Origin of the sequence: Jannaschia sp. Os4 (genome assembly GCF_016820245.1) — a bacterium.
Classification (GTDB): domain Bacteria; phylum Pseudomonadota; class Alphaproteobacteria; order Rhodobacterales; family Rhodobacteraceae; genus Jannaschia.
Genome location: NZ_JAFCAR010000005.1, coordinates 415,696 through 440,080, shown reverse-complemented (window position 1 = coordinate 440,080; position 24,385 = coordinate 415,696). Strand labels below are relative to the sequence as shown.

The following is a 24,385-nucleotide window of genomic DNA, read 5'->3' as shown; positions in this document are numbered from 1 at the left end:
TCGTGCAACACGTTGACCGGAGATGCGCTCATGGCCCCCGCCCGCAACCGAATCGACCTCACCGGGCGCCGCGCCGTCGTGACGGGGGGCGCGCAAGGCATCGGCCTCGCCGTGATGGACCGCCTCGTCGCCTCGGGCGCCGCCGTCGCCTCGTGGGACGTGAACCCCGCCAACGAGGACGCCTGCGCCGCCCGCGGCACCCTCGCCGTGGCCGCCGACGTCTCCTCCGAGGGATCGCTCGCCGACGCCCTCGCCGCCACGGAGGCCGAATGGGGCACCGGCCCCGACATCCTCGTGAACTCCGCCGGGATCGCCGGGCCGAACATGCCCGTCGCGGACTACCCCGTCGACGACTGGCGCCGCATCGTGGAGGTGAACCTCACCGGCACCTTCCTCGTGAACCGCTGCGTGGTGCCCGGCATGGTCGCGCGCGGCTACGGGCGTATCTGTAACATCGCCTCCGTCGCCGGCAAGGAGGGCAACCCGAACGCCTCCGCCTACTCCGCCTCCAAGGCGGGCGTGATCGGCCTGACCAAGTCGCTCGGCAAGGAACTGGCGGGCCACGACGTCGCGGTGAACTGCGTCACCCCCGCCGCCGCCCGCACCCCCATCTTCGACCAGATGTCCGAGGACCACACCGCCTACATGCTCTCCAAGATCCCGCGCGAGCGCTTCCTCGAGGTGGACGAGGCGGCGGCCATGATCGCGTGGATTGTCTCCGCCGAGAACGCCTTCACCACCGGGGCGGTGTTCGACCTGTCGGGCGGCCGGGCGACCTACTGAGCGCCGGCCCCGCCCCCCGCCCGCATGAGGGACGCCGGTCAAGCCACTGATCCACCGAGGAGATGCCACCCGAGGGCCAGCAGCGCGCAGAGCAGCAGCGTTTCTACGAGGCCGCGGCGCAGCCCCAGCAGGAGCGCCCCCGCCACCACCGCCAGCGCCAGCGCGACCGGGTCCAGCCCGTCCGGCCAGATGGTCGCGCGCCCGAACCAGACCGCCAGCGCCGCGATCACCCCCAGCACCGCCGCCGTGATCCCCCGCAGCGCGCCCCGGACCTTCGGCATCGCCGTCAGCCGCTCCACGTGCGGCGCGCCCGCGAAGATGAACAGGAAGCATGGCGCGAAGGTCGCCCACAGCCCCGTCGCCGCCGTCGCCAGCGCCATCGGCCACCCGCCCGACGCCGCCCCGCCCAGCCACGCCGTGAACGTCGTCACGAGGATGAGCGGCCCCGGCGTCGTCTCCGCCAGGCCCAGCCCGTCGATCATCTGCGCCTTGGTCAGCCAGCCGTATTGCTCCACCGCCGTCTGCGACAGCGCGGCAAGCACGGCGTAGGCCCCCCCGAAGCTGACCGTCGCCAGCCACGAGAAGAACACCGCCGCCTCCGCCGCCGCCGTGCCCGGCGCGAACGTGATCACACCCAGCAGCGGAACCCACCACACGAGCCCCCATGTGATCACGACCCGGACCGTTCCCGCCACCGCCTCGGGTCGAATCGCCGGATGCTGCGCTGCAGCATCCCCGAACCCCTTGAGCAGGCCCGACAATCCGCCCGCGATCAGCACCGCCCAGAACGGGACGCCGAGCAGGAGCGCGGCGAACGCCCCGGTGGCAATTGCCAATTCCAGCGGTCCGCCCGCGACCTTGTCCCAAAGTTTCACGAGCGCGTTCAACACGATGGCCAGCACCGCGGCCTTCACCCCGAGGAATGCGGCCTCCACCGCCGCCAACCGCCCGTAGGTCAGGTAGGCTGCCGCGAGCCCCATCATCACGACCGCCCCCGGCAGCACGAAGAGCAGCCCCGCCGTCAATCCCCCCAGCGTCCCCCGCACCCGCCACCCGGCATAGGTCGCCAACTGCATCGCCTCCGGCCCCGGCAGCAGCGTGCAGAAGGCCAGCCCGCGCAGGAATCCCTCCCCGTCCAGCCACCCGCGCCGCTCCACCAGCTCGCGCTGCATCACCGCGATCTGCGCCGCCGGCCCGCCGAAGGACATGACCCCGATCCGCCCGAACGAGGCCCAGACCTCCCGCCACGCGACGGTCATGCCGCCACCCACGCATCGACGGCCTCGATCGGATCGCGCCCCAAGACCTTGATTCCACGCACGAACCGCTCGCACCCCTCCGCCGCCGCGAGCCGATCGACCGCCGGATGCACGAGCCCCGCGTCCCGCGCCAGCCCCGCCGGATCCCGCGGCACCGCCCGCGCCGACCAGACCTCCGCCGCCGCCGCGACCTGGTCCCGCTCCACCTCGACGATCTCCGCCCCGCGATCGATCAGCCGACGGACGAGCCACGCGGACGCGACCTCGCCCCATGTCGGCGTGGCCGCGATCACCCAGCGCCGCGCGGGCCGCTCGAGCGCCACGACCGGCCCCTCCCATCCCAGGTGGCCCCCTTCCAACGCCCAAGCCCGCCCGCCCCGCCGCCGCAGCAGCGAGGCGGCGATCTGGCTGATCTTGCCGCCCTTCTGGCAGTAGCAGACGGCGTCGCGGACGGCCTCGGCCTCCGCGATCTGGTCGAGCGTCGCGCGCCGTGCGCCGGGCAGCCGCGTGGGCGCCTCGGCCGCGTCCTCGGGCGTGCGGACGTCCCAGATCGTCGGCGCGTCGGGTCGGTGCAGGCGGTCGCCGATCGCCGCCGCGGTGATGAGAAGGTCGGTCATGGGGCATCCCTCCGTCGAAACGGTGAAGACGCGCTTGGGCGGGATGCCTGACGGGGCGCGCGCCGCCCCGTCCGCGACGGCTACCGGCACGGGGGGCGCGGATCAAGCGGGGTGGACGAGCGACCCGAAGAGATGCGTCTCCAGCGAGCCGGCCGCGAAGAGGTCGCCTCGCGTCAGGACGGACACCGCATCGTGGCTGTGCAGCGATTCCTGATGGGACGCGGCGACCCGGAAGTCCCCCGTCCCGGGCACGCCCCGGATCGCCTGCGCGAACAGCCGGGCCGCGTCCTCGACGAAGATCGGGTTCGCGGCGTTGAGTTCGGCGAAGGCCTGCTCGTCCTCGCGCTTCACCATCACCTGCGTCTCGGTCGGCACGGCGGCGCGGCAGGCGTCGATCAGGTCCTCGACGCCCACGTCCCCGACCTCGACCGAGAGGCGTGCGACGGACCGCTGCGAATGCGGCGTGGCCAGCTGCCCGCGGGTCCGGCGCGCGTGCTCGGAGAGTTCGAGCGAGCACGGGCAGGTCGAGGAGTAGACGTAGTCGAGGTGCAGAATGCGGCGGCGGATGCCGCCCGAGCGCACGACCTCCATGGCGCAGTCGTAGTACTGCCACCCGGTCAGCCCGGAGCGCAGGCTCTCGACCTGCAGCGGCAACGCGAAGCGGATCAGGATCCGCGCGTCGCCCGCGTCGAGGTCGGTGAGGTAGGCGTCGAGCGCCCGCTCGACGGCGTCGAACCCCATCGTCTCGCCGGCGGCGGCGTAGAAGGAGCGCATGATGCGCGACATGTTGATCCCCTTGCGCCCCGCCTCCAGCGAGACGGTGCCCGTGACGGCGGCGTCGACGGCGCGGGGGCCGCCGCGCGTGGGGATGGTCAGCGGCAGGCGGAAGTTCGAGATGCCGACATGCTGGATCGCGCGGTCCTCGCCGCGGATCGAGCTGGCGGGGCCGTTCTGCAGGTCGGGCAGCGTCGCGCGGTAGGCCGCGTCGGCGACATGGGTCGCCGGATAGGTCGCGGAGAGCACGGGATAGCGGGACGGCATGGCCGCCTCGATCGCCGCGCGCGCGGCGGGCGCGGCCGTGTCGGCGTAGCGCCGCAGGAGCGCGAGGGCGGCCTGCGCCTCGGCCTCGGTGGGTCGGCGGTCAATGTCCGGTGCGTGGACGTCCATGCGCCCCTCCCTTCGGTTCGCGCTGCCGGGAGGATATGGGGCGGAGCCGGGCGCGGAGCAAACGGCAAAACGCCAAACGGCTGACCGGGTTCCCTATTCTGGCGCAGGAAGTCCCCGCCCGCGACGTGCGCGGACGGGGCGGAGACGGACCGGGGCCCGAACTCAGGCGGCGATCACTCGGCCGGCAGCGTCGAGGCGTTGTTGTTGAAGCCCAGCGCGGTCGTCGTGGTGACGGCGTCGTCGCCGGTGCCCGTGGTGGTGGTCGACTGCTGGAAGGTCGACTGGATCAGCGTGTCGGAGGACAGCGCGCCGCCGATCTGGTTCGAGGCGGACTGCACGCCGGTCGACACGACGCCCATGACGGCGAGGCCGAGGCCCACGAGGGCGGCGGTCAGCACGACCCAGTCGACGGTGACGGCGCCGGATTCGGAGGCGATAAAGTTCTTGATCATGGTCTTGTCTCTCTTGGTTGCTTCGTTCCCGAGGCGCCGGTCCGTGCCGCCGTCCTTCGATGGATCCGTTGTGGTGGGAAGTCGGGGCATGATCAGGGCATGTCCGCGCTCTTTGAGAGAAATCGTGCGTTCAATCCGGGGCGCGGCGGCGGATGCGGTCGGTATCGGGGCGAAGCCGCTCCATTGTCTCCGGTGTCCCCGGACGCGACCCCGCCGTCGCCAGGCGTTCCGCGACCGTCCGGCCCCGTCGAGATCGCCCGTGGGCCCCGCGCCGGACGCCCATCCCCGGGGAGCGGAGAACGAGAAGGGCCGCCCGCGCTGTGCGCGGGCGGCCCCTGCCGGCCCCCGGAGGGCCGATCGGATCGGGATCAGTCGTCGGCGATCGTCGAGGCGTTGTTGTTGAAGCCGACCGCGTTGCCGTCGGCGTCGTTCAGGAAGCCGCTGTTCGTCGACACGGTGTTCAGCTCGTTCGCGATGGCGTTGGAGGCGTTCTGCACGCCGGTCGACACCACACCCATGACGGCGAGGCCGAGGCCCACGAGGGCGGCGGTCAGCACGACCCAGTCGACGGTCACGGCACCGGATTCGGAGGCGATGAAGTTCTTCAGCATTGGAGTGTATCCCTTGGTTAGCTTCGTTCCCGAGGCGTCGGTCAGTGCCGCCGTCCTTCGATGGGGACGGTTTGATGGTGGGGCTGGGCGATTCCGGGGCGTGTTCGGGCAATTCGCGCGAAATGATCGGGACGTGGGCGCCCAGTGCGGAAACAGAGACGCCCCGCCCACGGAGATCGTGGACGGGGCGCGGAAGATGGGGGGCCGGGCGCGCGGCCCGGACCGGTCTGCGGGTCAGTTGTTCTCGGCGCCGTTGCCGAAGCCGTTCGCCTGCCAGTCGGGATCGTCCGCCGTGCCCGCGTTCGTGTTCTCGAACCGCGAGTCGATCAGCCCCTCGGCGCTGAGCTCCGTGGCGATGGAGTTCGACGCGTTCTGCACGCCGGTCGACACCACGCCCATGACGGCGAGGCCAAGGCCCACGAGGGCGGCGGTCAGCACGACCCAGTCGACGGTGACGGCGCCGGATTCGGAAGCGAGGAAGGTCTTGAACATGATGGTTCTCCTTGGGTGATCTGGTCGGAAGTGAGGGACGGGGCCGCCTCGGCGGCCCCGCCGCCTTGGGTCAGTTGTTCTCGGCGCCGTTGCCGAAGCCGTCCGCCTGCCAGTCGGGATCGTCCGCCGTGCCCGCGTTCGTGTTCTCGAACCGCGAGTCGATCACCGTGGTGTTGAGCTGCTCGGCGATGGAGTTCGACGCGTTCTGCACGCCGGTCGACACCACGCCCATGACGGCGAGGCCGAGGCCCACGAGGGCGGCGGTCAGCACCACCCAGTCGACGGTCACGGCGCCGGACTCGGTGGATAGGAAGGTCTTCAGGGTGTTCATCTCTGGTCTCCGTTCTCGTTCGGACAGCGGCGGGGCCGCGTCGTCTGGAACCGGAGATGCAGATGATTCCCGGCCCGGCCTGCCCCCCGATGGGGCGCGACCGGGCCGTTTCGCTCGAATGCGCCGGGTCTAGGCGGTGGCGAGGGCCGCCATCAGGTCCGCGCGGAGATCCCCCGCGTCCTCCAGCCCGGCGGACAGGCGGACGAGGCCGGGCGTGATGCCCAGCGCGGCCTTCGTCGCCTCGGGGAGGCGCTGGTGCGTCGTGGTGGCCGGATGGGTGACGATCGACTTGGCGTCCCCGAGGTTGTTGGAGATCGTCCACACCCGCAGCGCGTCGAGGACGCGGAAGCAGGCGTCCTTGCCGCCGCGCACCTCGATGCAGAACACCGTGCCGCCGATCGCCATCTGGCGGCGCGCGACGTCGTGCTGGGGGTGGCTGGGGAGGTGGGGGTGCAGGACACGCGCCACGGCCGGGTGCCCTTCGAGGTCGCGCGCGAGCGTCAGCGCCGTCTCCGCTTGGGCGCCCACCCGCAGGTGCATGTGCTCCAGCCCCTTGAGCATCACCCATGCGTTGAACGGCGACATGGCCCCGCCGGTGTGCTTGAGGAACGGCTCGGCGGTTTTGCGGACGAACTCCCGCGTCCCGAGGATCACCCCGCCGAGGCAGCGCCCCTGCCCGTCCACGTGCTTGGTGGTCGAGTAGATGACCACGTCCGCCCCGAGGTCGAGCGCGCGGCTGTCGACGGGGGTGGCGAAGACGTTGTCGACGACGACCGTCGCGCCGACTGCGTGGGCGAGCGCCGAGACGGCCTTGATGTCGACGACCTCGAGGCCGGGATTGGAGACGGATTCGAAGAAGACGGCCTTGGTGCCCGGCGTGATCGCGCGCTCCCACGCGGCGGGGTCCGTGCCGTCGACCAGCTCCACCTCGACGCCGAAGCGGGGCAGCACGTCCTCGAGGACATAGAGGCAGGAGCCGAAGAGCGCGCGCGCGCCGACGATGCGGTCGCCTGCGGAGAGCATGGACAGGAGCGCGCCGGACACGGCGGCCATTCCGGAGGCTGTGGCGAAGGCGTCCTCGGCCCCCTCCAGCGCGGCCATGCGCCCCTCGAACATGGCGACGGTGGGGTTGCCGTATCGGGCGTAGATGAACTCGTCGTCGCCCAAGCTCTCGAACCGCGCCTCGGCCGAGGCGCTGTCGGGATAGGCGAAGCCTTGGGTGAGAAAGAGCGCCTCGGACAGCTCGCCGTACTGGGAGCGGCGGGTGCCGGCGTGGACGGCCCGCGTCCGGGGATGGAGGGGACGGTCGGTCGAGTCCTTCATGTGGATCTCCTGTCGGGGGCGCGCCCCCGTGGCGTGGCGCCGGCGATGGGAGAGGCCGGTCGCCATCTGACCGGACGCACCTCTTTAGCGGTTCGTTTAACGAGGGCCGCAATCCGGCTCAAATCCCCTCGGTGGCGCGTGGAATACCGGGCGCGCGGGGTGGCGGCAAGCCGGGACGGCTTGGCGCGGGGGGTTCCGCCGGTCACGATGCGGCGAGCAGGAGGACCCGCATGATCGACTTCTACACGTGGCCCACGCCGAACGGCTGGAAGGTCGCCATCGCCTTGGAGGAGATGGGGCTGCCCTACGCGGTGCATCCCGTCGACATCGGGACGGGCGCGCAGAAGGCGCCGGACTACCTCGCCGTCAACCCGAACGGGCGCATCCCGGCGATCGTCGATCCCGAGGGACCGGACGGCGCGCCGATCGCGGTGTGGGAATCGGGCGCCATCCTGCAATACCTCGCGCGCAAGACGGGCCGGTTCGGCGGATCGACCGAGCGGATGCGGATCGGCGTGGACTGCTGGCTGCACTGGCAGATGGGGGGCGTCGGGCCGATGGCAGGCCAGGCGCACCACTTCCTCAAGTACGCCCCCGATCCGATCCCCTACGCGCAGGACCGATACGTGGCCGAGACGGCGCGGCTCTACGGGGTGCTGGACCGGCAGTTGGCCGGACGCGCCTTCGTGGCGGGGGAGGAGTACACCATCGCGGACATGGCGATCTGGCCGTGGGCCTCGCTCTGGGAGGGGCAGCGCCACGACCTCGACGCCACGCCGCACATGGCGCGCTGGCTGGAGGAGGTGGGCGAGCGGCCCGCCGTGCGGGCGGGCCGCGCGCTGCTGGCCGAGCGGCGGCGCGACCCGACCTCCAAGCCCAACGAGCACCTGCACCCCTCCCGGCGCTAGGGCCGCGACCGGCACGATCCCGGAACCGGGGCGCCCCGTGCGGCGTCGGGCTGGCGAGGACGGGCCCGCCCCGCTAGGGTCCGCCGCGCAACATGGGGAATCCGCGCCGATGCAATCCACCGGGGTCCAGAAGGTCGCCTTCGCCGCGCTCGCCGTGCTGGTCGCGCTGGCCGGCGCGGGCGTGCTGGACGGGGGCATGCTGTAGATGGCCAAGCGGTTCGGCGGCGAGTTCTCCCCCGAGGGGCGGCGCGACCCCGCCACCCCCCTGCCCCGCACGGGCGCGCGGCGCCCCGAGTTCAAGCCGCCCCTCGTGGGCCGGGCGCGCACGACGATCCTGATGGCATTGGGCGCGGTGCCGGTCGTCTTCGGCTTCGTCGGGCCGGGGGCCGCCTCGCTGGTGACCAACCTGCTGGCCGGGGCCGCCATCTTCGGCGCGGGCTACCTGACGCAGGAGGGGCTGCGCGCCGAGGCCGAGTGGACCGTCCGCAAGGTCGCCCGCCGCCCCGCCATCCCGCGCAAGATCTTCGGCGCGGCGCTCTCCGGGATCGGCGTGACGCTGGCGGCGATGTCGGGCCTCGACGGGGTCGTGGCGGGCGCGCTCTACGGGATCGCGGCGGCGGGGCTGCACCTCGCCTCGTTCGGGATCGACCCGATGCGCGACAAGGGGATGGAAGGGGTCGACGCCTTCCAGACCGAGCGCGTGGCCCGCACCGTCGAGGAGGCCGAGCGCCACCTCGCCGCGATGCGCGACGCCGTGCTGCGCGCCCGCGACCGCACCGCCGAGGCGCGCGTCGAGGCCTTCGCCCAGACCGCGCGCAAGATGTTCCGGCAGGTCGAGGACGACCCCCGCGACCTGACGGCGGCGCGCAAGTGGCTGGGCGTCTACCTGCAGGGCGCGCGCGACGCGACGGTCAAGTTCGCGGACCTCTGGGCGCGGACCAAGGACGCCGAGTCCCGCGCCGAGTGGGAGCGCATCCTCGCCGAACTGGAGCAGGGCATGGACGCCAAGCGAGAGACGCTGCTCATCTCCGATCGCACCGATCTGGAGGTCGAGATCGAGGTCCTGCGGGACCGCTTGAAGGCCGAGGGCCTGAGGATGGAGAGGGACTGATGGACACGAACACCCGCGCGCAGGCCGCCGCGATGACCGCCGAGGTGGAGGCCGCCGCCATCCCGCCCGCCCCCGTGCCGTCCGCGAATGCGCTCGTCACCATCGACGCCGCCCCCGCCGACAAGAAGGCGAAGATCGAGGAGCGGATGGCCCAGATCGACATGGAGAACACCCAGTCGATCGTCACCTTCGGCTCGGCCGCGCAGGCGGAGCTGCAGGAGATCAGCCAGGCGATGCTGGCCGACGTGAAGAACAAGGACGTCGGCCCGGCGGGCGACTCGCTCCGCGGGATCGTCAGCACGATCCGCGGCTTCTCGGTCTCCGAGCTGGACGTGCGGCGCAAGCGGTCGTGGTGGGAGAAGCTGCTCGGCCGCGCCGCGCCCTTCGCGCAGTTCGTCGCCCGCTACGAGGACGTGCAGGGCCAGATCGACCGGATCACCGACGAGCTGCTGCGCCATGAGACGGTGCTGCTCAAGGACATCAAGTCGCTCGACAAGCTCTATGACAAGACGCTCGACTTCTATCACGAGCTGGAGCTCTACATCGCCGCCGGCGAGGCGAAGCTGGCGCAGCTCGACGAGGAGACGATCCCCGCCAAGGAGCAGCAGGTCGCGAACGCCACCGACGACGAGATGCTCCTCGCGCAGGAACTGCGCGACCTGCGCGCGGCGCGCGACGACCTCGAGCGGCGCGTCCACGACCTGCGGCTCACGCGGCAGGTGACGATGCAGTCCCTGCCCTCGATCCGCTTGGTGCAGGAGAACGACAAGAGCCTCGTCACCAAGATCAACTCGACGCTCGTGAACACCGTGCCGCTGTGGGAGACGCAGCTGGCGCAGGCGGTGACGATCCAGCGGAGCCGCGAGGCGGCCGAGGCGGTGCGCGAGGCCAACGACCTAACGAACGAGCTGCTGACGTCCAACGCCAAGAACCTGCGCGAGAGCAACAAGATCGTCCGCGAGGAGATGGAGCGCGGCGTGTTCGACATCGCCGCGGTGCGGCAGGCCAACGAGGACCTGATCGCCACCATCCAGGAGTCGCTCCAGATCGCCGACGAGGGCAAGGCCGCCCGCGCCTCGGCCGAGCAGGAGCTGGAGGAGATGGAGGCCAAGCTGCGCGAGACGCTCGCCTCCGCGTCCGCCCGCCGCGACGGGGTCGGCGACAACGCGGGCACCTCGGTCCCGCCCGCCTGACGATGCGCGCGCTGGCCGCCCTCGCGCTTGCGGCGCTGGCCGCCTGCGCGGCGCCGCCCCCGCCGCCCGACCCCGAGCCCGTCCCGCGGGCCCGGCCCGCCGCGCCCGCCGCGGCGCCGGGTCCGTCGGCGGCCAGCCGGGCGGCGGCGGCCTACTACCGCGACATCCGCGACCGGCGGCTGGCGCAGGGCCTGCTGCGGGTGGACGGGGGCGCGGGCGTGCCGTTCGACGCGGGCGACCTCATCGCCAACTTCGAGCGGATCGCGCTGTTCAGCGAGTACGACCTCGTCGCGGGGCGCTACGTCGCCTCCCAGGTGCAGGCGCGGCTGCGCCGCTGGGACCAGCCCGTGCGCGTGCAGATGCACTTCGGCGCGTCCGTCTCCGCGGAGGACCGCCAGCAGGACCGCGCCCGCGTCCGGGCGCTGCTGGGGCGTATCCGCGCCGCCACGGGCCATCCGGTCGCGCTGGTCGAGCGGGGCGGCAACTACCACGTCTTCGTCGTGTCGCTGGACGAACAGGCGGCGCTCGCCCCCGCCCTGCTCGACGTCCGCCCGACCCTGTCGCGCGATCTCGCCCGCGAGATCACGACCCGCCCGCGCAGCACGTTCTGCGCCAACTACGCCTTCCCCTCGCGCGCGAACCCGAGCGTCTACGACGGATCCATCGCGCTTATCCGCTCCGAGCACCCGGACCTGATGCGCCTCGCCTGCTACCACGAGGAGCTGGCGCAGGGGATGGGCCTGCCCAACGACAGCCCTGCCGCGCGCCCCTCGATCTTCAACGAGGACGACCAGTTCGCCACCCTGACCCGCCACGACGAGATGCTGCTGCGCATCCTCTACGACGACGCGTTGCGCCCCGGCATGACGCCCGAGCAGGCGCGGCCCGTGGTGGCGCGGATCGCGAACGGGCTCCGGGCGGGGCCGTCCTAGACCTCCGGCCCGCGTCCCCCTACCCTCTCCCCCGTCCCACGGAGTCCCCCATGCCCATCTTCGACTTCCTCTCCGGCCAGTTCATCGACGTCATCGAGTGGACGGACGACAGCCGCGACACGCTGGTCCACCGGTTCGAGCGGCACGGCCACGAGATCAAGTACGGCGCCAAGCTGACGGTGCGCGAGGGGCAGGCGGCGGTCTTCGTGCACGAGGGGCAGCTGGCGGACGTGTTCATGCCCGGTCTCTACATGCTCGAGACCAACAACATGCCGATCATGACGACGCTCCAGCACTGGGACCACGGGTTCAAGTCGCCCTTCAAGTCCGAGATCTACTTCGTCGCCACCCGCCGCTTCACGGACCTCAAGTGGGGCACCAAGAACCCGATCACGCTGCGCGACCCCGAGTTCGGGCCCGTCCGCCTGCGCGCCTTCGGGACCTACGCGATCAAGGTCGCCGACCCCGCGCTCTTCCTGCGCGAGATCGTGGGCACGGACGGCGACTTCACCCAAGACGAGATCCAGTTCCAGATCCGGAACATGATCGTCCAGTCGGCGTCCCGCGCGCTGGCGCAGTCGCGCATCCCCGTCCTCGACATGGCCGCCAACACCGACGAGCTGGGCCGCATCGTGGCCGAGCAAGTGTCCGTCACGCTGGGCGAGTACGGCCTGTCGGTGCCGGAACTCTACTTCGAGAACGTCTCGCTGCCCCCGGCGGTGGAGGCCGCGCTCGACAAGCGGACCTCGATGGGGGTGATCGGGGATCTCGGCAAGTATCAGCAATACGCCACCGCCGAGGCGATGCAGACCGCCGCCGGCACGCCGAACTCGGGCATGGGCGCGGGGCTCGGCATGGGGATGGGCATGGGCATGGCCAACTCGATGGCGCAGGCCGGGCCTTGGGGTCAGATGGGGGGGCAGCAGCCGCAGCAGCCCCAGCGCGCCGCCCCACCGCCCCCGCCGGTCGAGCACGTCTGGCACGTCGCCGAAGGCGGCGCGACCAAGGGCCCGTTCTCCAAGGCCCGCCTCGGGCGCATGGTCACCGACGGCGAGATCACGCGCGAGACCTACGTGTGGACGCAAGGGCAGGACGGCTGGATGAAGGCCGAGGACGTGGACGAGCTGGCCCAGCTCTTCACCGTGATGCCCCCGCCCCCGCCGCCGGGCGCCTGACATGGCCGCCCGCGGCCCCGCGATCCTGCGCCCCGTGGTCATGGCGCTCCACTGGACCGCGCTCCCGATGATCGTGGGCTGGCTCTTCGGGGCGGTCCCGCCGGTCCTGATCGCGGGTCACGCGGCGCTTTGGGGGACCATCACGGTGCTGTGGGGGCTGCGGGGCGGCCCCTCCCCGGCGCTCCGGGGCGCGATGCGCACCGCCGCCCATCTCAGCCACGCGGCGCTCCTTGGGCTCTACCTCGTGGGCGCGGCCTTCGCGCTGACCGATCCGTCCCTCGCGCGCCCGGTCCTTCTCGCCACCCTCGCGGCCTCGGCCCTCCACGCCGTCTGGAACCTCTACCGCGCGGGCGTGCTGGGCGACGGCGCGTTCCGGCGGATGCTGCCGAAGGCCCTCCATTGAAGGCCCCGAACCGCCGCACGAGGATCAAGGCGCTCCACTGGATCGTGCTGCCCTTCTTCGTCTGGTTCCTCGTGGTCCAGCCCGCCGACGTGAGCCGGTGGGGCGCGCGGTGGGTCGACCTCCATTCCGTCTTCGGCCTCGTCTTCGTCACCCTCTCGCTGCTGTGGTTCGGGGAGTACCTGCGCCACGGCCTCCTTTCCCGCCCCGGGCCGAAGCTGCGCGGCGCGCTGCGCCCGGCGCACCGCTGGCTGCACCTGACGCTGATCTGGGGCCTCCTCGCCGTCGTGGTGGGCGGCTTCCTCCTCGGCCTCACCTCAGCGCGCCTGCTCTGGGCGGGCGACGTCGTGCCCATCGCGCCGCCGCTCGGACTGCCGCGCCTGAACGACCTCGTGGGCGTCTTCCACGAGGTGCAGTTCTACCTGCTGGGCGCAGTCGCGGCCCTCCACGCGGGCTTCCACCTGTGGCGGCACCTCCGGCTGCGCGACAACGCCTTGCGGATCATGGCCCCGAAGGCGCTACACCGCTTCCTATGACGAGCATCCCCCCCGTCGGCGGCACGGACCGCCCCGCCGAGGTCCCCGCGACCCAAGAGCACCGCTTCCCCTGCGACACCTGCGGCGGCGACATGCGGTTCGACCCCGGCGACGACCGGATGATCTGCGACCACTGCGGCAACCAAGAGCCGCTGGCCCCCGCCAACCCCCGCGCCATCCGAGAGATCGACATCCGCGAGGGCCTCTCCTCCGCGCGGGGCGGCGCGGAGATGGAGGAGACGCGCGTCCTGTCGTGCCCGAACTGCGGCGCGCAGGTGGAGTTCGACCCCGCCATCCATTCCGCCGAATGCCCGTTCTGCGCCACGCCCGTCGTCACCGACACCGGCGTCGACCGCCACATCAAGCCCGCCGCCGTCGTCCCCTTCGCCCTCGAGGAGCGGGAGGCGCACGACCGCATGGACGGCTGGTTGGGCAACCTGTGGTTCGCGCCCAACGGCCTGACGAAATACGCCCGCAAGGGGCAGAAGATGAACGGCGTCTACGTGCCGTTCTGGACGATCGACGCGCAGACCGACACCGCCTACACCGGCCAGCGCGGCGACGTGTACTACGTGCAGCAGCGCGTGATCCGCGACGGCAAGCCGGTCGTCGTCAACGTCCCCAAGGTCCGTTGGACCCCCCGCCGGGGCCGGGTGCGGCGCTTCTTCGACGACGTGCTGATCCTCGCCTCCACCTCGCTGCCTAAGTCCCACACCGACGCGCTGCAGCCGTGGGACCTGTCGGGCCTCGCCCCCTACGCCCCGCAATACCTCGCCGGCTTCCGGGCCGAGGCCTACCGGGTGGAACTGGACGACGCGCTGCAGGAGGCCCGCGCGCGCATGGACGCGGTGATCGCCCGCGACATCCGGCTCGACATCGGCGGCGACCAGCAGCGCATCACCTCGGCCGAGACGCGGCTGTCGGACGTGACCTTCAAGCACGTGCTGCTGCCGGTCTGGGTCGCCGCCTACAAGTATCGCGGCAAGTCGTTCCGCTTCGTCGTCAATGGCCAGACCGGGCGCGTGCAGGGCGAGCGGCCCTACTCGGCAGTCAAGATCGCCCTCGCCGTCCTCGCCGCGCTGATCGTCGCGGGCGTGGCCCTCTTCCTCTACGCGGGGGCGCAGGGAGCGTCGCTCGACGGCCTCTCCTTCCCCGAGGGCGGCACCCTGACGGTGCCGGGGCGCGAGACCATCGTCATCCCGCGCGGCGGGACGCTCGACGGTCCCTCGTGGCTGGGCGACTAGGCGCGGATCCCCCTCCTCCGTCCGCGCGTTGCCCCCCGTCACCAGAGGAGCGACCGCGATGGCCGACACCACCTTCACCGCCGAGGAGGCGATGGCCGCGCGCCGCCGGATGCGCGAGGAACTGGGCATGGGCGAGGAACGCCTGCCCCCCTCCGACCTCGCGCGGATGATCGGCGACGAGATGGAGAAGCTGGGCGATCTCACGCGCGCCGCCCGCATCGTCGAGGAGGTCACCGGCAAGGCCGTGGACCCCGCCGCCCTCGCGCCGCCCGAGCGCGGCTAGGCCGGAAATCCCGGGCGGGGGCCTTCCCCCGCACCCTCCGCCGCAATACTCCTCGGCCCGACGATCCAAGACGGGACGGACCGATGATCCTCTGCGCGGGCGAAGCCCTCATCGACATGCTTCCCCGCGAGACGGCGGACGGCCCGGGCTTCTACCCGGCGGTGGGCGGCGCGGTCCTGAACACGGCCGTGGCCTTGGGCCGCCTCGGCGCGCCCGTGGCGATGCACACGGGGCTTTCCACCGACCTCTTCGGCGACCTCATCGCCGCCCGCATGGCCGAGAGCGGGGTGGAGGACCGCGCCGCCCGCGCGGACCGACCCACCACGCTGGCCTTCGTCAAGCTGACCGACGGGCAGGCCGAATACGCCTTCTACGACGAGAACACCGCCGGCCGCCTCCTCTCGCCCGAGGACGCGCCCTCCCTCGACGGCATCGACACGCTCTTCCTCGGCGGCATCTCCCTCGCGGTCGAGCCCTGCGCCGACACCTACGAGGTGCTCGCCGCGTCCACCGACCTGCCGCTGATGATCGACCCCAACGTGCGCCCCGGCTTCGTCGCCGACGCCGAGCGCTACCGCGCCCGCATCCGCCGCCTCTTGGCGCGGGCGAGCGTGGTGAAGCTCTCGGACGAGGACATGGACTGGCTCGGCACGACCCCGGCGGAGGTGCTGGCGCTGGGGCCGCACACCATCTGCCTGACCGAGGGGGCCAAGGGCGCGACTGCCATCACCGCGCGCGGCGAGGTGCGGGTGCCCGCCCGCAAGGTCGAGGTCGTGGACACCGTCGGCGCGGGCGACACGTTCAACGCGGGCGTCCTCGCCGTCCTCGCCGAGGCCGGGCTGGGCGAGCCCCCCTCCGACGAGACGCTGCGCGCGGCCCTCGACCTCGGCGTGGCCGCCGCCGCCGTCACCGTCTCCCGCGCGGGCGCCAACCCGCCGCGGCGCGACGAGCTGTGAGGGCGCTCGTCCAGCGCGTCACGGAGGCCCGCGTCGACATCGCGGGCGAGACCGTGGGCCGCTGCGGCGCGGGCCTGATGATCCTCGTCTGCGCGATGCGCGGCGACGGCGAGGGGAACGCCGACGACCTCGCCGCGCGCGTGGCCAAGCTGCGGGTGTTCCGCGACGGCGAGGGCCGCATGAACCGCGCGCTCCTCGACGCCGGCGGCTCCGCCCTCGTGGTCAGCCAGTTCACCCTCGCCGCCGACACCTCGCGCGGCAACCGCCCCGGCTTCTCCGACGCCGCCCCGCCCGAGGAGGGCGAGCGCCTCTACGAGCGGTTCGTCGAGGCCCTGCGCGGCCACGGCGTGCCCGTGGAGACGGGGCGCTTCGGCGCGGACATGGCGGTGCATCTGGTCAATGATGGCCCCGTCACGATCATGATGGACCGATGAGCGCGATGGTCATGGGGCGCCACCTCCTGCTGGAGCACGCGGGCGGGCGCGGCCTGACCGATGCCGCCCTGCTTGAGCGCGCCATGCGCGCGGCGGCCGCGGCGGGCGGCGCGACGGTGCTGTCGGCCCACCTCCACCCCTTCCCCGGCGGCGGCGTCACCGGCGTCCTCCTGCTCGCCGAGAGCCACGTCACCGTCCACACGTGGCCCGAGCACGGCTACGCCGCCTTCGACCTCTTCCTGTGCGGCGCGGCCGAGGTGGAGCGGGCGGCCGACGCACTGGACGCGATGCTTGCGCCCGAGCGAAGCGTTCGCCGCGTAGTCGAGCGGGCCGTCCCGGCCCTGCCCGCCCCGGTCTAGCGCCGCTTCTACTCGAACCACTCCGACCACCCGCGCTCGTAGGCGCGGGGCAGCGGATGGGCCGACAGGCGGTTCACCTCGCCCGCCGCCACGTCCACCCGCGCGCGCGTCCAGACCTCCGGCGTCAGATGCGTCAGCCCCGCCGGATAGGCCGCCTGCCGCCCGGCCAGCCCCGGCATGCCCATGACGAAGCCCCACATCCCGAAGCTCGGCACGTAGGCGCGGTAGGGCGCCGCGTCCCACACCGCGCCCACCGTCCCGGCCACGATGCCGTAGGCCTCTGGCGCGAAGACGGGCGATCCGGCCTGCGTGACCATCACCCCTTGCCCGCCCAAGGCGCGCCGCAACCCGCGATAGAACTCGACGGTGTAGAGTCGCGACAGCGACAGGTTCTTGGGATCCGGCAGGTCCAGCACCGCCACGTCGAAGGGCGCACCGTCCCAGTCGCGCACCCACGCGAAGGCGTCCGCATGGACCACCTCCACCCGCGGATCGCGGAACGCGAACCCGTTGAGCGCCGCCAGATCGTCCCGCTCGCGGAACAGGCGCACCACCGCCGGGTCCAGATCGACCACCACCACCGCCTCCGGCTCCCAGCGCAGCACCTCGCGCACCGCCATCCCGTCGCCGCCGCCCAGCACCAGCACGCGGGCGCGCCGCGGGGCCTGCGCCATCGCCGGGTGGACCAGCATCTCGTGATAGATCGCCTCGTCGCGCGTATCGAACTGGATCGCCCCGTCGAGGTAGAGCCGCGTCCGCCCCCGGTGCCGCGTCACCGCGACCGCTTGGTAGGGCGTCCGCTCCGCGAGGATCACCTCATCCGCGTAGAGGCGCGCGTCGAGCACGCCCTGCAGCCGCGGCGCGACCGCGAGCAGCCCCGCCACCGCCACCACGGCCACCGCCCATGCCGCCCGGTCGAGGCCGCCGACCCGATCCCGGAACAGCCACAGCGTCCCCCCCGCGACCGCGAGGTTCAGCAGCCCGAAGGCCAGCCCCGCCTGCACCAGCCCGAGGTTCGGCACCACCAGCACCGGGAAGGCCAGCGCCGCCACCAGCGCGCCGAGGTAGTCGAAGGTGAGCACGTTCTCGAACCGGAACCGCGTCCCCTCCAGCAGGCGGGCCAGCAGCGGGATCTCCAGCCCCGACAGCACGCCCACCGCGAAGAGCGACCCGTAGAGCGGCAGCGCCACGATCCCCGTCGCCGCGTAGGAGAAGAACGCCACCAGCGCCCCGCAGCCGCCGATCACCCCCAGCCCCACCTGCGCCCGCAGGAACCCGGCCACCGGGTCCTCCACCCAGCGCGACACCCATGCACCCACCCCCATCGCCGACAGGAACAGCCCGATCACGAACGAGAACTGGCGCACGCTGTCGCCCAGCAGGTAGGACGAGGCCGCCCCCGCGATCAGCTCGTAGGTCAGCCCCGCGACCGAGACGACGAGCGTGGCCGCGAGCAGCCACGCCGCCTCGCCCCGGCGCGCCGCGCTCAAGAGCGCAGCACCGCCGAGATGATGATCGCCAGCGCGATGAACAGCCCCGCCATCAGGATGCCGATGGCGACGTTCTGGTCCTCCTCCAGCTCCTTGCGGAGCGAGAAGGGCGTGAACAGCTCGATCAGCGCCCAGCAGCCCATCAAGAGGACCAGCCCGAAGAAGGTGTAGAAGATCGTCGAAACGACCTCGGAGAAGAGGATGCCCTCGAATATCATTGTCTCGTCCTTTCCGTCATTTCACCCGCCGCGCCCCGCCCACGAAGGCGCCGCCCGTCGATCCCGTCCGCGCCGAGGGCGCGGCGTCGGACGACACCGCCCCCACGCCCGTCCACGACGCCCAGCCCGCCGCGCCGAGGATCGCCAGCGACCCCACCATCAGCACCACGCGCGCCATCAGTCGTCATCCTCGTCGGTCCAGTCGCCGCCCGCCCAGCGCCGCTTGCGGTGCCGCAGCGCGGCCGAGGCGAACCACGCCGCCGCCAGCCCGAACAGCAGCGCCGCGCCCAGCAGCCACGTCGCGTTGGTCTGCCGCTCGCGCAGGAACACCCGCACCCGCTCGGACGCGCGGTCCCCCTCCTCGACGGCGAGGCGCAGGACGTGCGGCCCCGCCGCGCCGGGGACGAAGCCGATCGCGGTGCGCCGCGACCCCTCGGACCACCGGTCCTCACCCGAACCGCCCGAGTAGTAGCCGACCTCGCGCCCGGTCCCGAAGACCGGCCCGTCCGGCCCCTCGACCTCGACCCCGAGCCACGTCCACGACTGATCGACCTCCGTCTCGATCCGCAGGCGCGCGGGCCGGTCCGTCGCGGTCAGCTCGAACGGCACCATCACGCCGCCCGCGTCCGCGACGCCCTCCCACAGCAGCCGCTCCGCCCCGCGCGCCCCGAGGACCACGATCGCGCCCAACAGCGCCGCCGCCACCAGCCCGCCGAACCACGCCGCGAGGAAGCCGGTCCCCGCGCGCGGCACGTAGGGCTGGAGCGGATGGGTTCCCTGCGGGCGCGGCGCCTCCGCCCCGAAGGCCGCCGCCAGTTCGGGCGCGTAGCGCGACACCTCCACCTCGCGCTCTCCCGCGCCGTGCGCGCCCTCGACGAAGTGCAGCATGTCGACCGCGCGGCCCCCCGGCATCATCGACACGGTCGTGCCCCGGTCCCCCACGGCGGGGCGGAAGTTGAACGCCCCCTCGACGTAGTCCGTCCGCCAGTTCGACGTCGCGTAGTACTGGTAGGACCGCCCCCGCCAGTGCCGCCCCGGCCGCTGCTCCGACCGCTCCACGGCGGCCGAGGTCAGGAACGTCCCGTCGAAGTCCCGCACCTTGCGCGTCAGCAGGACATGCCCGTCCTCCACGGTGATCCACGCGTAGCCGTGGGTCGGCGAGTAGATCATGTGGTCCACCCACGCCCACGTCTCGCCGCCCCACGTCTCGGACTGGCCCAGCGTGCCGATCACCGTGAACGCCACGCCCCGCACCTCGCCCGACATGCCGAGGGAGAACGGCGAGGCCGGGCGCGGCAGGTCGCCGAACACCTTGAGCACCCGGTAGGCGTCCGATGCGTCCAGCTGCGCGCCGCAATAGCCGCAGACCTGCGTGACCACCCGGCCCCCGCCCAGCACGTCCAGCCCCGCCCCGCAGTTCGGGCAGTCGATCGCGCGGACGGCATCGGCGGCGGTCACCCCGTCACCTCGAACGGGTCGATCCACTCGCCCACGAACCACGCCTCGCCGCCGGGCCACGACTCGCCCGACAGGATCGCGCCCCCCGGCCCGGTGAAGTTCGCGTAGAGATGCACCTCGCCCACCGCCATCGGCTCGGGCAGCTGACCGCGATAGGCGACCAGCGTCGCGTTCTCCACCTCGGTCGCGCGGTAGGACCGGCCGCCCACCTCCACCTCGGCGCCCAGCCGGAACAGCGCCCGCCCCCCGCGGGGCTGCAGGCCGGGATCCAGCGCGTGCTGGATCGCCATGTCGCCCTCGTCGACCGACACCCACGCCGGCTCGCCGTCGAGCAGCCCGTGATACTCGTCCCAGTGCCCGCGCCCGTAGTCGTAGCGCACGTGCCCCGCCGCCTCGAAGGACCGCCCCGCGAGCGAGACCGCCCCGCCCAGCCGGATCAGCTCGGGCGCGTCCAGCATCTCGCCGCTCGACCCCGCGTTCTCGACCACCGCCCCGTCCAGCACCACGGAGGTCCCGCAGAACGCGCAGGACACCATGCGCGCATGGGCCAGAAGCTCCGGCAGCGCGGCGCCGCAATTGGGGCAGGAGCGGTCCATGCCCCTCCCCTAGCCCGCGCGGTCGAGGAGGTCGAACGCCTCCGCGAAGAACCGGGGGCCGCCGAAGTTGCCCGACTTCAGCGCGAGCGCGGTGCCGCCGTCGAAGCACCACGGCACGCCGGGCGCGATCTCGGGTCCGATGCGAAGCCGCTCGGTCCCGAGCGCGCTTACCACCGCGCCCGAGGTCTCGCCGCCCGCGACGACGATCCGCCCGATGCCCGCCTCCCGCGCGTCGACCGCCAGCCGGGCCAGCGCGTCCTCGACCACCGCCCCCGCCCGCGCCGCGCCCAGCGTCTCCTGCGCCGCGGCCACCTGCGCCGGCGCCGCCGTCGCGTAGACGACCTTCGCCGCGTCCGGCCGCTGCTCACGCAGCCAGCGCCGCGCGTCGTCGAGCGCGCCCGATCCCGGCTGCGCCAGTTCCAGCGGGTCGAGCCGGTACCCCGCCGCGCCCGCGTCGAGATAGGCCGACACCTGCCCCCGCGTCGCCTCCGAGCACGAGCCCGACAGGACCACCTGGCCTGCGGTCGCGGGCAGCGGCGCCACCTCCGCCGCGCCCAACGCCCCGGACGCGCGCCAGAGCGCGGGCAAGGGCGCCGCCACCGCCGAGCCGCCGCAGATCAGGGGAAGGTCGCGCGCCGCCTCCGCGAGCACGGCGAGGTCACCGTCGTCCAGCGCGTCGGCGATCAGATGCGCCGCCGCGCCCGGCGCCTCCAGCGCGTCGCGCACCGCCGCCGCGCCCCGACGCACCGCCGGCCAGTCGATCAGCCCGACCGACCGCGCGACCTGCGGCGCGAGCAGGCGCGTCAGCGACGAGTCCCGCATCGGGTTCAGCGGATGGTCCTTCAGCGGGCTCTCGTCCAAGGGCTGGGCACCCACGAACAGGTGGCCCATGAACACCCGCCGCCCGTTCTCGGGGAAGGCCGGGCAGTGGATCGTGCGCTCGGCGCCGGCGAGGTCCATGAGCGCCTCGGCCACCGGGCCGATGTTTCCCTGCGGCGTCGAGTCGAAGGTCGAGCAGTACTTCCACATCAGCCGCCGCGCGCCACGCGCGCGTAGCCAGCCCGCGGCGGCCTTCGCCTCCGCGACGGCCTCCGCGACGGGGACCGAGCGGATCTTGAGCGCCACCACCTCGAAGGCCGAGACCTCCGCCTCCTCCGACGGGACGCCCAGCCGCAAGGTCACCGGCACGCCGCCACGCGAAAGCATCGCGGCGAGGTCGGTCGCCCCGGTGAAGTCGTCGGCCACCGCGCCGAGGAACACGTCGTTCATGTCGGAATCTCCCCTCGCGCGGACCATGCCGCCCCCCCGCCCGGAGGCCAACCCCACGCGGGGCCGCCGCCCCAATCCCGCCGCAATCGAGCGCCACATGCGGGGCCATGCCGCGCGCCCGACCCATCCCCTTGCGATGACACCCACGATCTGGGCCGCCGCCGCGACGGGCGCTCTGGTCGTCCTCGTCCTGCTGCACCTGCACGCCCGCGTGACCCGCGCGCTCCGCGACCGCGCCGCCGAGGGCCGGGCCACCGCCCATGCCCTCGGCGCCTTGGCCGAGCGGCTCGACGCGGTGGACCGGGCGCAGGCGGGGCTCGACCGCCTCGCCACGGGCGTCACCGACCTGCACGCGGTCCTCTCGGACAAGCAGACCCGCGGCGCGTGGGGCGAGGCGCAGCTCGAGGCGATCCTCGCCGACGCGCTGCCCGCCGGCACGTGGACCCGGCAGACGACGCTCTCCAACGGTCGCCGCCCAGACGCGCTGATCTCCATGCCCGGCGCCCCGGTCCCCGTGGACGCGAAGTTCCCACTCGAGGCGTGGCGCGCGATGCGGGCCGACCCCGAGGACCGCGCCGCGCGCACCCGCTTCCGCGCCGACCTGCGCGGCCACGTCCGCGCCGTGGCCGAGCGCTACGTCGCCGCGCCCGAGACGGCGGACGGGGCGCTGCTGTTCCTGCCGTCCGAGGCGATCCACGCGGAACTGCACACGTCCCACGGCGACATCGCAGCCGAGGCGGGGCGCTTGGGCGTGTGGATCGTCGGCCCCGCGACCTGCATGGCGGTGCTCACCACGCTGCGGATGGTGCTGCGCGACCACCACCTCGCGGCGCGGACGGCGGACCTGCGCGCCGCCGTGGGGGCGCTGGTGACGGAGGTGGAGGCGGTGGCGGCGCGGACGGGGCGGTTGGCCGCCCATCTGGACCGGGCGCGGCGCGACTGCGACGGGATCGGCGCGGCGGCCGAGCGGGCCGTGCGCGCCGCCGAGCGGATGCGCGAACCGGTCTTGGAGGCCGAGCCGGAGATCCGGCCCGCCCCCCGCATCGTGCGCTAGGCGCCGGCGGCGCGGCGGGCCTTGTTCTTCTTGCTGCTGGGCTTGCCGCGCGGCGGCATCGGCCCCTTGCGCTTCGGCCCCCGCGGCCCCGCCCCGCGCGGCGCGGCGTCGTGCGGGAGGGCGTCCATGCGGGTCATCTCGCCCACGTAGCCCGCCTCCAGCGCGTCGATCGCCCCGTCGCGCACCTGCACGTCCGTGCGGTCGGGCCGGACGCGGATCGCCCCGATGTCGTCCTTGTCGAGGCCCCCGGCCTTCAGCAGCGCGGGCAGGACGCGGCGCGGCTCGGCGCCCGCCTTGCGCCCGCCGGGGATCGACACCCAGACCGACGCCCCGAAGGCGGGCCGCTCGCGCTTGGGCGCGGGCGCGTCGGCGGGGGCCAGCACCTCCGGCGCGGGGCCGCCGGCCCGGTGCATCCGCAGCACCGCCGCCGCCAGCGCCTCGGGTCCGTGCGCGGCCACCAGCGCGGCGACGGTCGCCGCCTCGCCCGCGTCCACCTCCGCCGTCCAGACCGGATCGGTCCACAGGCGCGCGTCGTGGCGCGCGGCCACGGCCTCAGCCGAGGGGGCCGTCGTCCAGTCGGCGTGAAGCTTCGCCTCGCGCAGCAGGCGCTCCGCCTTCCGCCGCGCCTTGGGCGGCGCGACGAGGACGGAGGCACCCTTGCGCCCCGCGCGCCCCGTCCGGCCCGAGCGGTGCAGCAGCGTCTCATGCCCCGAGGGCAGCTCGGCATGGATCACCATCTCCAGCCCCGGCAGGTCGATGCCCCGCGCGGCCACGTCCGTGGCGACGCAGACCTCCGCCCGCCCGTCGCGCATCGCGGCCAGCGCCCCGGTCCGCTCGGCTTGGCTCAACTCGCCGGAGAGCGTCACCACCTTGAACCCGCGGCCCGACAGATGCGCCGACAGGCGTGCGACGGCGGCGCGGGTGTTGGCGAAGACGATGGCCCCCTGCCCGTCGTGGTCGAGCAGCAGGTTGACCACGGCCGCGTCCACATCGCGCTCGGCCACCTGCGCCACGCGGTAGGCGATGTCGGCATGGGCCGTCGCGCGGTCGCCCACCTCGACGCGGGCGGCGTCGCGCTGGAACCGGTCCGCGAGGCGCACGATCGGCGCGGGCAGCGTGGCCGAGAAGAGCAGCGTCCGGCGGTCCTCGGGCGCGGCGGCGAGGATCGTCTCGAGATCCTCGCGGAAGCCGAGGTCCAGCATCTCGTCCGCCTCGTCCAGCACCACCGCGCGCAGGGCCGACAGGTCGATGGCCCCCCGGTTCAGGTGGTCCACCAGCCGCCCCGGCGTCGCCACCACCACGTGCGCGCCCCGGGCCAGCGCGCGCCGCTCGTCGCGCCCGTCCGTGCCGCCCACGGCGGTGGCGATCCGCACCCCCGCCTCGCGCAGCAGCCACGCCAGCTCGCGCTGCACCTGCAGCGCCAGCTCCCGCGTCGGCGCGATCACGAGGCCCAAGGGCGCGCCCGGCTTCTCGAAGGTCCCCGCTGAGCCGAGTAGCTGCGGCGCGACCGCGAGCCCGAACGCCACCGTCTTGCCCGACCCCGTGCGGGCCGACACCAGCAGGTCGCGCCCGTCCAGCGCGGGGGCGAGCACCGCCTCCTGCACGTCGGTCAGGGTCGAATAGCCGCGCGCGTCGAGCGCGTCTCTCAGGACGGTCTTCATGGGGGGCCTTTCGGTGGGGCCGGACGCGGCGCGCGCCGGAGGGCGGCCTATGGACCCGCAGGCCCGCGAGGTA

At 73.4% G+C, this 24,385-nt stretch carries 29 protein-coding genes and 1 riboswitch; of the genes, 14 read left to right on the top strand and 15 right to left on the bottom strand.

The genetic code is table 11. The features are described from left to right. Window positions 1-30 precede the first annotated feature (30 nt). On the top strand, window positions 31-783 hold the full coding sequence (locus tag JQC91_RS15985; protein ID WP_203288338.1) for an SDR family NAD(P)-dependent oxidoreductase: 753 nt from the start codon (window positions 31-33) through the stop codon (window positions 781-783). A gap of 38 nt (window positions 784-821) precedes the next feature. Here the strand turns inward: JQC91_RS15985 and chrA are convergent, their stop codons facing one another. The 8 genes from chrA to metZ form a co-directional block, all read right to left on the bottom strand. Then, entirely contained in the window at window positions 822-2,042 is a 1,221-nt protein-coding gene (gene chrA / locus JQC91_RS15980) for a chromate efflux transporter (protein WP_203288337.1), read from the bottom strand. Continuing rightward, a complete protein-coding gene (locus JQC91_RS15975; protein ID WP_203288336.1) occupies window positions 2,039-2,659 on the bottom strand; it encodes a rhodanese-like domain-containing protein in 621 nt (206 codons plus the stop codon). The genes chrA and JQC91_RS15975 overlap by 4 nt, the downstream gene beginning before the upstream one ends. A gap of 102 nt (window positions 2,660-2,761) precedes the next feature. After that, window positions 2,762-3,826, bottom strand: a complete 1,065-nt coding sequence (folE2, locus tag JQC91_RS15970; RefSeq protein WP_203288335.1) for a GTP cyclohydrolase FolE2 — start codon at window positions 3,824-3,826, stop codon at window positions 2,762-2,764. Between the two features lie 173 nt (window positions 3,827-3,999). Further along, on the bottom strand, window positions 4,000-4,278 hold the full coding sequence (locus JQC91_RS15965; protein ID WP_203288709.1) for a hypothetical protein: 279 nt from the start codon (window positions 4,276-4,278) through the stop codon (window positions 4,000-4,002). A gap of 368 nt (window positions 4,279-4,646) precedes the next feature. Then, window positions 4,647-4,889: a hypothetical protein gene (locus JQC91_RS15960; RefSeq protein WP_203288708.1), complete on the bottom strand. Its 243-nt coding sequence runs from the start codon at window positions 4,887-4,889 to the stop codon at window positions 4,647-4,649. 234 nt (window positions 4,890-5,123) lie between these two features. Beyond that, window positions 5,124-5,381 carry a hypothetical protein gene (locus tag JQC91_RS15955; protein ID WP_203288707.1) on the bottom strand — a complete coding sequence of 86 codons (258 nt, stop codon included), beginning with the start codon at window positions 5,379-5,381 and terminating at the stop codon, window positions 5,124-5,126. Between the two features lie 70 nt (window positions 5,382-5,451). Then, window positions 5,452-5,712 carry a hypothetical protein gene (locus JQC91_RS15950; RefSeq protein WP_203288706.1) on the bottom strand — a complete coding sequence of 87 codons (261 nt, stop codon included), beginning with the start codon at window positions 5,710-5,712 and terminating at the stop codon, window positions 5,452-5,454. A 129-nt stretch (window positions 5,713-5,841) separates the two neighbouring features. Then, window positions 5,842-7,035: an O-succinylhomoserine sulfhydrylase gene (metZ, locus tag JQC91_RS15945; RefSeq protein ID WP_203288334.1), complete on the bottom strand. Its 1,194-nt coding sequence runs from the start codon at window positions 7,033-7,035 to the stop codon at window positions 5,842-5,844. Window positions 7,036-7,098: 63 nt separating this feature from the next. Then, window positions 7,099-7,175, bottom strand: a riboswitch (SAM riboswitch). A gap of 90 nt (window positions 7,176-7,265) precedes the next feature. On the opposite strand from metZ, the gene JQC91_RS15940 reads away from it, so the two are divergent. The 12 genes from JQC91_RS15940 to speD all read left to right on the top strand — a co-directional run bounded on the left by JQC91_RS15940 (window position 7,266) and on the right by speD (window position 16,566). Beyond that, on the top strand, window positions 7,266-7,943 hold the full coding sequence (locus JQC91_RS15940; protein ID WP_203288333.1) for a glutathione S-transferase N-terminal domain-containing protein: 678 nt from the start codon (window positions 7,266-7,268) through the stop codon (window positions 7,941-7,943). A 205-nt stretch (window positions 7,944-8,148) separates the two neighbouring features. Further along, on the top strand, window positions 8,149-9,054 hold the full coding sequence (locus JQC91_RS15935; protein ID WP_203288331.1) for a 5-bromo-4-chloroindolyl phosphate hydrolysis family protein: 906 nt from the start codon (window positions 8,149-8,151) through the stop codon (window positions 9,052-9,054). After that, window positions 9,054-10,247: a toxic anion resistance protein gene (locus JQC91_RS15930; RefSeq protein ID WP_203288330.1), complete on the top strand. Its 1,194-nt coding sequence runs from the start codon at window positions 9,054-9,056 to the stop codon at window positions 10,245-10,247. The genes JQC91_RS15935 and JQC91_RS15930 overlap by 1 nt, the downstream gene beginning before the upstream one ends. A 2-nt stretch (window positions 10,248-10,249) precedes the next feature. Continuing rightward, window positions 10,250-11,179: a DUF2927 domain-containing protein gene (locus JQC91_RS15925; protein WP_203288329.1), complete on the top strand. Its 930-nt coding sequence runs from the start codon at window positions 10,250-10,252 to the stop codon at window positions 11,177-11,179. Window positions 11,180-11,229: 50 nt separating this feature from the next. Further along, window positions 11,230-12,354: an SPFH domain-containing protein gene (locus JQC91_RS15920; protein WP_203288328.1), complete on the top strand. Its 1,125-nt coding sequence runs from the start codon at window positions 11,230-11,232 to the stop codon at window positions 12,352-12,354. Window position 12,355: 1 nt separating this feature from the next. Continuing rightward, window positions 12,356-12,757 (top strand): hypothetical protein, encoded by a 402-nt coding sequence (locus JQC91_RS15915; RefSeq protein WP_203288327.1) that lies wholly within the window; start codon window positions 12,356-12,358, stop codon window positions 12,755-12,757. Then, window positions 12,754-13,290, top strand: a complete 537-nt coding sequence (locus JQC91_RS15910; protein ID WP_203288326.1) for a cytochrome b/b6 domain-containing protein — start codon at window positions 12,754-12,756, stop codon at window positions 13,288-13,290. The genes JQC91_RS15915 and JQC91_RS15910 overlap by 4 nt, the downstream gene beginning before the upstream one ends. After that, window positions 13,287-14,534: a TFIIB-type zinc finger domain-containing protein gene (locus JQC91_RS15905; protein ID WP_238941583.1), complete on the top strand. Its 1,248-nt coding sequence runs from the start codon at window positions 13,287-13,289 to the stop codon at window positions 14,532-14,534. Before JQC91_RS15910 ends, JQC91_RS15905 begins: the two co-directional genes overlap by 4 nt. Before the next feature lie 58 nt (window positions 14,535-14,592). Beyond that, on the top strand, window positions 14,593-14,817 hold the full coding sequence (locus JQC91_RS15900; protein ID WP_203288325.1) for a hypothetical protein: 225 nt from the start codon (window positions 14,593-14,595) through the stop codon (window positions 14,815-14,817). 83 nt (window positions 14,818-14,900) lie between these two features. Next, window positions 14,901-15,773 carry a carbohydrate kinase gene (locus JQC91_RS15895; protein ID WP_203288324.1) on the top strand — a complete coding sequence of 291 codons (873 nt, stop codon included), beginning with the start codon at window positions 14,901-14,903 and terminating at the stop codon, window positions 15,771-15,773. Beyond that, window positions 15,770-16,207 carry a D-aminoacyl-tRNA deacylase gene (gene dtd, locus JQC91_RS15890; RefSeq protein ID WP_203288323.1) on the top strand — a complete coding sequence of 146 codons (438 nt, stop codon included), beginning with the start codon at window positions 15,770-15,772 and terminating at the stop codon, window positions 16,205-16,207. Before JQC91_RS15895 ends, dtd begins: the two co-directional genes overlap by 4 nt. Continuing rightward, window positions 16,204-16,566 carry an adenosylmethionine decarboxylase gene (speD, locus tag JQC91_RS15885; protein ID WP_203288322.1) on the top strand — a complete coding sequence of 121 codons (363 nt, stop codon included), beginning with the start codon at window positions 16,204-16,206 and terminating at the stop codon, window positions 16,564-16,566. Before dtd ends, speD begins: the two co-directional genes overlap by 4 nt. Before the next feature lie 8 nt (window positions 16,567-16,574). On the opposite strand, the gene JQC91_RS15880 is transcribed toward speD, so the two are convergent. The 6 genes from JQC91_RS15880 to otnK are packed head-to-tail and all read right to left on the bottom strand — an operon-like array spanning window position 16,575 to window position 21,597. Then, window positions 16,575-18,056, bottom strand: a complete 1,482-nt coding sequence (locus JQC91_RS15880; RefSeq protein ID WP_203288321.1) for a polyamine aminopropyltransferase — start codon at window positions 18,054-18,056, stop codon at window positions 16,575-16,577. Beyond that, window positions 18,053-18,274: a DUF350 domain-containing protein gene (locus tag JQC91_RS15875; protein WP_203288319.1), complete on the bottom strand. Its 222-nt coding sequence runs from the start codon at window positions 18,272-18,274 to the stop codon at window positions 18,053-18,055. The genes JQC91_RS15880 and JQC91_RS15875 overlap by 4 nt, the downstream gene beginning before the upstream one ends. A gap of 16 nt (window positions 18,275-18,290) precedes the next feature. Further along, complete coding sequence (locus JQC91_RS15870; RefSeq protein WP_203288317.1) at window positions 18,291-18,452, bottom strand: hypothetical protein; 162 nt, start codon at window positions 18,450-18,452, stop codon at window positions 18,291-18,293. Beyond that, a complete protein-coding gene (locus JQC91_RS15865) occupies window positions 18,452-19,732 on the bottom strand; it encodes a DUF4178 domain-containing protein (RefSeq protein ID WP_203288315.1) in 1,281 nt (426 codons plus the stop codon). The genes JQC91_RS15870 and JQC91_RS15865 overlap by 1 nt, the downstream gene beginning before the upstream one ends. Then, entirely contained in the window at window positions 19,729-20,328 is a 600-nt protein-coding gene (locus JQC91_RS15860; protein ID WP_203288313.1) for a DUF4178 domain-containing protein, read from the bottom strand. Before JQC91_RS15860 ends, JQC91_RS15865 begins: the two co-directional genes overlap by 4 nt. A 9-nt stretch (window positions 20,329-20,337) precedes the next feature. Next, on the bottom strand, window positions 20,338-21,597 hold the full coding sequence (gene otnK / locus JQC91_RS15855) for a 3-oxo-tetronate kinase (protein ID WP_203288311.1): 1,260 nt from the start codon (window positions 21,595-21,597) through the stop codon (window positions 20,338-20,340). 136 nt (window positions 21,598-21,733) lie between these two features. Between otnK and rmuC the strand changes: the two genes are divergently transcribed. Then, window positions 21,734-22,651 (top strand): DNA recombination protein RmuC, encoded by a 918-nt coding sequence (gene rmuC / locus JQC91_RS15850; protein WP_203288309.1) that lies wholly within the window; start codon window positions 21,734-21,736, stop codon window positions 22,649-22,651. On the opposite strand, the gene JQC91_RS15845 is transcribed toward rmuC, so the two are convergent. Next, window positions 22,648-24,312, bottom strand: coding sequence for a DEAD/DEAH box helicase (locus JQC91_RS15845; protein WP_203288307.1), 1,665 nt, complete (start codon window positions 24,310-24,312; stop codon window positions 22,648-22,650). The two genes, rmuC and JQC91_RS15845, sit on opposite strands and share 4 nt — an antisense overlap. Between the last annotated feature and the right edge of the window lie 73 nt (window positions 24,313-24,385).

Excerpts from the sequence above, each read along its gene's own strand:
- JQC91_RS15870 (WP_203288317.1), bottom strand. The coding sequence starts at position 18,452 with ATGGCGCGCGTGGTGCTGATGGTGGGGTCGCTGGCGATCCTCGGCGCG.
- JQC91_RS15900 (WP_203288325.1), top strand. The coding sequence starts at position 14,593 with ATGGCCGACACCACCTTCACCGCCGAGGAGGCGATGGCCGCGCGCCGC.
- JQC91_RS15875 (WP_203288319.1), bottom strand. The coding sequence starts at position 18,274 with ATGATATTCGAGGGCATCCTCTTCTCCGAGGTCGTTTCGACGATCTTC.
- JQC91_RS15960 (WP_203288708.1), bottom strand. The coding sequence starts at position 4,889 with ATGCTGAAGAACTTCATCGCCTCCGAATCCGGTGCCGTGACCGTCGAC.
- JQC91_RS15860 (WP_203288313.1), bottom strand. The coding sequence starts at position 20,328 with ATGGACCGCTCCTGCCCCAATTGCGGCGCCGCGCTGCCGGAGCTTCTG.
- JQC91_RS15895 (WP_203288324.1), top strand. The coding sequence starts at position 14,901 with ATGATCCTCTGCGCGGGCGAAGCCCTCATCGACATGCTTCCCCGCGAG.
- JQC91_RS15985 (WP_203288338.1), top strand. The coding sequence starts at position 31 with ATGGCCCCCGCCCGCAACCGAATCGACCTCACCGGGCGCCGCGCCGTC.
- otnK (WP_203288311.1), bottom strand. The coding sequence starts at position 21,597 with ATGAACGACGTGTTCCTCGGCGCGGTGGCCGACGACTTCACCGGGGCG.
- rmuC (WP_203288309.1), top strand. The coding sequence starts at position 21,734 with ATGACACCCACGATCTGGGCCGCCGCCGCGACGGGCGCTCTGGTCGTC.
- JQC91_RS15940 (WP_203288333.1), top strand. The coding sequence starts at position 7,266 with ATGATCGACTTCTACACGTGGCCCACGCCGAACGGCTGGAAGGTCGCC.
- JQC91_RS15925 (WP_203288329.1), top strand. The coding sequence starts at position 10,250 with ATGCGCGCGCTGGCCGCCCTCGCGCTTGCGGCGCTGGCCGCCTGCGCG.
- JQC91_RS15915 (WP_203288327.1), top strand. The coding sequence starts at position 12,356 with ATGGCCGCCCGCGGCCCCGCGATCCTGCGCCCCGTGGTCATGGCGCTC.
- JQC91_RS15905 (WP_238941583.1), top strand. The coding sequence starts at position 13,287 with ATGACGAGCATCCCCCCCGTCGGCGGCACGGACCGCCCCGCCGAGGTC.
- JQC91_RS15935 (WP_203288331.1), top strand. The coding sequence starts at position 8,149 with ATGGCCAAGCGGTTCGGCGGCGAGTTCTCCCCCGAGGGGCGGCGCGAC.
- JQC91_RS15845 (WP_203288307.1), bottom strand. The coding sequence starts at position 24,312 with ATGAAGACCGTCCTGAGAGACGCGCTCGACGCGCGCGGCTATTCGACC.
- JQC91_RS15965 (WP_203288709.1), bottom strand. The coding sequence starts at position 4,278 with ATGATCAAGAACTTTATCGCCTCCGAATCCGGCGCCGTCACCGTCGAC.
- JQC91_RS15975 (WP_203288336.1), bottom strand. The coding sequence starts at position 2,659 with ATGACCGACCTTCTCATCACCGCGGCGGCGATCGGCGACCGCCTGCAC.
- folE2 (WP_203288335.1), bottom strand. The coding sequence starts at position 3,826 with ATGGACGTCCACGCACCGGACATTGACCGCCGACCCACCGAGGCCGAG.
- chrA (WP_203288337.1), bottom strand. The coding sequence starts at position 2,042 with ATGACCGTCGCGTGGCGGGAGGTCTGGGCCTCGTTCGGGCGGATCGGG.
- JQC91_RS15950 (WP_203288706.1), bottom strand. The coding sequence starts at position 5,712 with ATGAACACCCTGAAGACCTTCCTATCCACCGAGTCCGGCGCCGTGACC.
- metZ (WP_203288334.1), bottom strand. The coding sequence starts at position 7,035 with ATGAAGGACTCGACCGACCGTCCCCTCCATCCCCGGACGCGGGCCGTC.
- JQC91_RS15920 (WP_203288328.1), top strand. The coding sequence starts at position 11,230 with ATGCCCATCTTCGACTTCCTCTCCGGCCAGTTCATCGACGTCATCGAG.
- JQC91_RS15955 (WP_203288707.1), bottom strand. The coding sequence starts at position 5,381 with ATGTTCAAGACCTTCCTCGCTTCCGAATCCGGCGCCGTCACCGTCGAC.
- JQC91_RS15930 (WP_203288330.1), top strand. The coding sequence starts at position 9,054 with ATGGACACGAACACCCGCGCGCAGGCCGCCGCGATGACCGCCGAGGTG.
- speD (WP_203288322.1), top strand. The coding sequence starts at position 16,204 with ATGAGCGCGATGGTCATGGGGCGCCACCTCCTGCTGGAGCACGCGGGC.